The 4,016-nt window shown below is 73.7% G+C and carries 5 protein-coding genes; 4 read left to right on the plus strand and 1 reads right to left on the minus strand.

The annotated features are described in order from the left end of the window. Positions 1 to 105 precede the first annotated feature (105 nt). Positions 106 to 954: a carbon-nitrogen hydrolase family protein gene (locus H5J29_RS23730; protein WP_181783247.1), complete on the plus strand. Its 849-nt coding sequence runs from the start codon at positions 106 to 108 to the stop codon at positions 952 to 954. 23 nt (positions 955 to 977) lie between these two features. Continuing rightward, the gene (locus H5J29_RS23735) at positions 978 to 1,805 is read left to right on the plus strand and encodes a carbon-nitrogen hydrolase family protein (protein WP_181783251.1); all 828 of its coding nucleotides are present in this window, start codon (positions 978 to 980) and stop codon (positions 1,803 to 1,805) included. On the opposite strand, the gene H5J29_RS23740 is transcribed toward H5J29_RS23735, so the two are convergent. Then, on the minus strand, positions 1,774 to 2,424 hold the full coding sequence (locus H5J29_RS23740; RefSeq protein ID WP_220187835.1) for a TetR family transcriptional regulator: 651 nt from the start codon (positions 2,422 to 2,424) through the stop codon (positions 1,774 to 1,776). The genes H5J29_RS23735 and H5J29_RS23740 overlap by 32 nt on opposite strands. A gap of 55 nt (positions 2,425 to 2,479) precedes the next feature. Between H5J29_RS23740 and H5J29_RS23745 the strand changes: the two genes are divergently transcribed. Then, complete coding sequence (locus tag H5J29_RS23745) at positions 2,480 to 2,914, plus strand: VOC family protein (RefSeq protein WP_181783249.1); 435 nt, start codon at positions 2,480 to 2,482, stop codon at positions 2,912 to 2,914. A gap of 168 nt (positions 2,915 to 3,082) precedes the next feature. Further along, the coding region (locus H5J29_RS23750) for a hypothetical protein (RefSeq protein WP_181783250.1) at positions 3,083 to 4,016 on the plus strand (934 nt) is incomplete at its 3' end.

Consider the following 4,016-nt stretch of genomic DNA (forward strand, 5'->3'; position numbering starts at 1 on the left):
CTCTGACCTCCGTGCGCGGCGCGAGCCGCGCACAGCGGGAGGGGGGACGGCCCCGGACGCCCCCGGGGCCGTCTCGTTCCCGCGACCGCACGACCGAGGAGGACCATGAGCACGCTGCGGATGGCCGCGGTGTCGGCGCCGTTCGGGCGCGATCTCGCCGAGGGCTTGGCCCGGATCGGCGCACTGGTCGCCGAGGCCCGCACCGAGGGCGTCGGGTTGCTGGTGCTCCCGGAGGCCGCGCTCGGCGGGTACCTGACCGACCTGGAGGGGGCGGCGGAGCAGCCGCCCGCCCTCGACCCGGAGGGTCCGGAGATCGCCACGCTGGCCTCGTTGGCGGGGGACATGGTGGTCTGCGCGGGGTTCTGCGAACAGGCCTCCGACGGCGTCTACAACAGCGCGGTCTGTGTGAGCGGGGACGGTGTGCTCGGCACGCATCGCAAGGTCCACCAGCCGTTGCGGGAGGACGCGAGCTACGCCGCGGGCGACCGCTTCGCGGCCTTCGACACCCCCGTCGGCCGCATCGGCATGCAGATCTGCTTCGACAAGGCCTTCCCCGAGGCCGCCCGCGACCAGGCCATGGCCGGGGCGCGGATCGTCTGCTCGCTGTCGGCCTGGCCGGTCAGCCGCACCAACCGCCATCCCGATCCCGCGCAGGACCGCTGGACCCGCCGGATGGACCTGTTCGACCGTGCCCGCGCGCTGGAGAACCAGCTCGTGTGGGTGGCGTCGAACCAGTACGGCACCTTCGGCGACCTCCGGTTCGCCGCCAGCGCCAAGGTCGTGGACCCGGGCGGGGAGATCATCGCCACCACCGGTCAGGCGGAGGGACTGGCCATCGCCGAGCTCGACGTCGACGCCTCCGTGGACGCCGCGCGCGCCGTCATGCACTTCCTCCGGGACCGGCGCCCGGACACGTACGCTGCTGCGGACGGGCGGCCCTTCGCGGTCGCGTGAGCGGGGTGACCGGGGAGGACGGGGTGGGGTCGATGAAGATCGGCGCCGTCGCGGCGGCCTTCGGGCGGGACCTGGAGGGCTCGCTCGCCCGCGTCGCGACGCTGATCGAGCACGCCCGCCGTTCCGACGTCAGGCTGCTCGTGTTGCCCGACGCCGCGCTCGGCGGCTACATCACGGACTTCACCGATCCCGATCCGGCAGGCCTGCCCCCCGCCCTTGAGCTCGACGGCCCGGAGCTGCGCAAGGTCGGCGAGCTGGCCGGGGACATGGTGGTCTGCATCGGGCTCTGCGAGGCGGGGCCCGGCGACGTCCGTTTCAACACCGCCGCCTGCGTGCACGGCGACGGGCTGCTCGGCCTGCACCGCAAGGTGCACCAGCCCCTCGGCGAGGAGCGGGTGTACCGGGCGGGGGACTCGTTCGCCGCCTTCGACACACCGGTCGGTCGGATGGGGATGCTGGTCGACTACGACAAGACCTTCCCCGAGTCCGCCCGGGCCCTCGCGCTCGACGGGGCCGGGATCGTCGCGTGCCTGTCCGCCTGGCCCACGAGCATCACCAACCGCGCCCCGCGGATGGCCGACGACCGGCAGTCCCGGCTGTTCGACCTCTACGACCGCTCGCGGGCGGCCGAGAACCAGGTGGTCCTGGTGTCCTCGAACCAGACCGGGTCGATGGGGCGGATGCGGTTCCTGGGCCAGGCCAAGGTCGTGGGGCCCGACGGCGAGGTGCTGGCCCGGACCTGGGCGAAGGCAGGCATCGCGGTGGCCGAGATGGACGTGGAGACCTCGCTGGCCGCGGCCCGCCGCAGGCTCTCGCACCTCACCGAGCGCCGTCCCGACGCGTACCGATGAGCAGCCGCAGCGAGCCCTCGAGCCACTCCGCGTAGCGCGCGGCCGTCCAGCCGCGCCGGTGCACGAGCAGGTCGTGGACGTGCGGGCTGTTCAGGGTGAACAACACGTCCGCGGCCTCGTCGACGGGTACGGCGAGCAGCCCGTGCTCGTGGAGGGCCTCGGCGACGGTCCGCATGTTCCCGGCCATCATCCGGGCGCCCAGCTCGTCGAGCTCCCGCATCTCGGCGTCCGCCCCGGCCGACTCGAAGCAGGCCCGCAGCAGCCCACCCGCCCGGGCGTGCAGCGCCGCGCCCTGCCGCGCGAGATCGGCCAGGATGCGGTCCGGGTCGGCGAGGGACTCCCGGACCTCCGCCCGGTCCATCACGGCGACGGGCTCCTCGTCGCCCGCGGTGGCCACGTCGAGCGCCTCGTGGAAGATCTCCGCCTTCCCGCCGGGGAAGGTCGCGTGCACCGTGCGGACCGCCACTCCCGCGGCCGCGGCGACGTCCTTGACCGTGGTGCTCACGTAGCCGCGCTCGACGAACAGCGCCGCGGCCGCCTCGCGGATGGTCGCGCGGGTGCGCCGGGCGCTCTGTTCGCGCAGCGGTGACCGGTACGGCCGCTTGACGTCGTCGGGCATGCGCTGCACTCTACACGCATTCGATGCACTGTTGGTTCAACGAAAGGCGTGTCCGATGCCCGAGCTGACGAGGCTGCGCGCGGTGAAGCTCCCCGTGGCGGACCTGTCGAGGAGCGTGGAGTTCTACACGCGGCTGGTGGGCTACTCGCCGCTGTACGAGTTCCCGGACGCGGAGGGCGTGCTGCGCGGCGTCGCCGGTGAGCTGCCGGGGTGCGAGACGGGGCTCTCGTTGCGGGAGACCCCGGAGGCGCACAGCCAGCCGGGGCTGGAGCTGATGCTGGGTGTGGCGGACCGGCCGGCGCTGGAGGAGTGGACGGCGCATCTCGACGCGCTCGGCGTCGCGCACTCCCCGGTGATCGAGGCGTCGATCGGCTGGCTCGTGGTGCTGCACGACCCGGACGGCCACGAGATCCACCTCTACACGGAGACCGAACACGGGATCGACCAGTCCGACCGGGCCGGGTACGGCCGCAGGACCACCGTTTCCTGATGCTGTTGTCTGACGCTGTTTTCGTATTTGTTCCGGCTTCGGACACGCCTCATTCCGGACGGTCGTGGGGGGCCGTCCGGAATGAGGGGTGACATTTCCTCGGCGCGGGGCCGAAAAGGGTCAGACGTCGACCTGTCAGATGTTCACGACGAGCCTCAGCAGCGGCGGGTGACCGGGCCGGTTCGGCCCGGGGTTCCCGTGCACGGGCGGACCCTGGTGGGGGCGGTGGCCGTGGTGCACGGCCTGCTGGGGGTGCGGGTGGTGTGCCGCCGGGTGCCGGTGACCCGGTCCCTGCCCGTGGCGGTGGTTCGCCGGGTGCCGGTCGCGGTCGCGGTCGTGCCGGTCGCGGTCGTGCCGGTCACGGTCCTTGCGGTCGTGGTCGTGCCGGTTCTGGTGGTGGATCGGGCGACCGTGCTCGTCGCAGTCCCCGCCGCGGTTCTGGTGGTGGGCCACGGGCCGGACACCGTGGTGGCCGTTCTCGTGGTGCCCGTCCTGGTGGTGGCCGCCGTTGTGGTGCTCGGTGTTGCGGTGGTGCTCGTGACCGCGATCGTGCTCGTGGTGCGCGGCCGGTCGGACCCGGTGGTCGCCACGGTGGTCGCCACGGTGGTCGCGATCGTGGTCCCCGGCGTGCCGGTGCCCGCCACGGTCGTGCCGGTCGTGCTCGTGCCGGTTGCGGTCGTGGTCGTGTCGCCCGCGGTCGCGGTCGTGCCGGGCGTTCTCGTGCCGGTCACGGTCGTGTCGGTCGCGGTCGTGCCGGTCGTGCCGGTCGTTCCGGTGGTCCCCACGGTGGTCACGGTGGTCCCGGTCGTGCCCGCCGCGACGGTCGTGGTCGCCACCGCGGTGGTCTCCGCGGTGGTCTCCTCGGTGGTCGGCCTGGTGGTTGCCGCGGTGGTCGTTGTCGCGGTGGCCGCTCCCCGGGCCGCCGCGGTGGTCACCGTGGCGCGGATCGTGGTCGCGACGAGGACCGTGGTCGCCCCTCGGACCGCGGTCGTCCCCGCCGTGGCGTCCCGGTCCGTGGTCGCCGTGGTGGTCCCCACGCGGTCCGCCGTGCCCGCCGGGTCCGTCGTGGTGTCCGCCGGGGCGGCCGGGTCCGTCGTGGTGT

The sequence above is a fragment of the Pseudonocardia pini genome, assembly GCF_013870575.1.
In the GTDB taxonomy this organism is placed as follows: Bacteria; Actinomycetota; Actinomycetes; order Mycobacteriales; family Pseudonocardiaceae; genus Pseudonocardia; species Pseudonocardia pini.

Coding starts and splice junctions, on each gene's coding strand:
- H5J29_RS23745 (WP_181783249.1), top strand. CDS start 2,480: ATGCCCGAGCTGACGAGGCTGCGCGCGGTGAAGCTCCCCGTGGCGGAC.
- H5J29_RS23740 (WP_220187835.1), bottom strand. CDS start 2,424: ATGCCCGACGACGTCAAGCGGCCGTACCGGTCACCGCTGCGCGAACAG.
- H5J29_RS23730 (WP_181783247.1), top strand. CDS start 106: ATGAGCACGCTGCGGATGGCCGCGGTGTCGGCGCCGTTCGGGCGCGAT.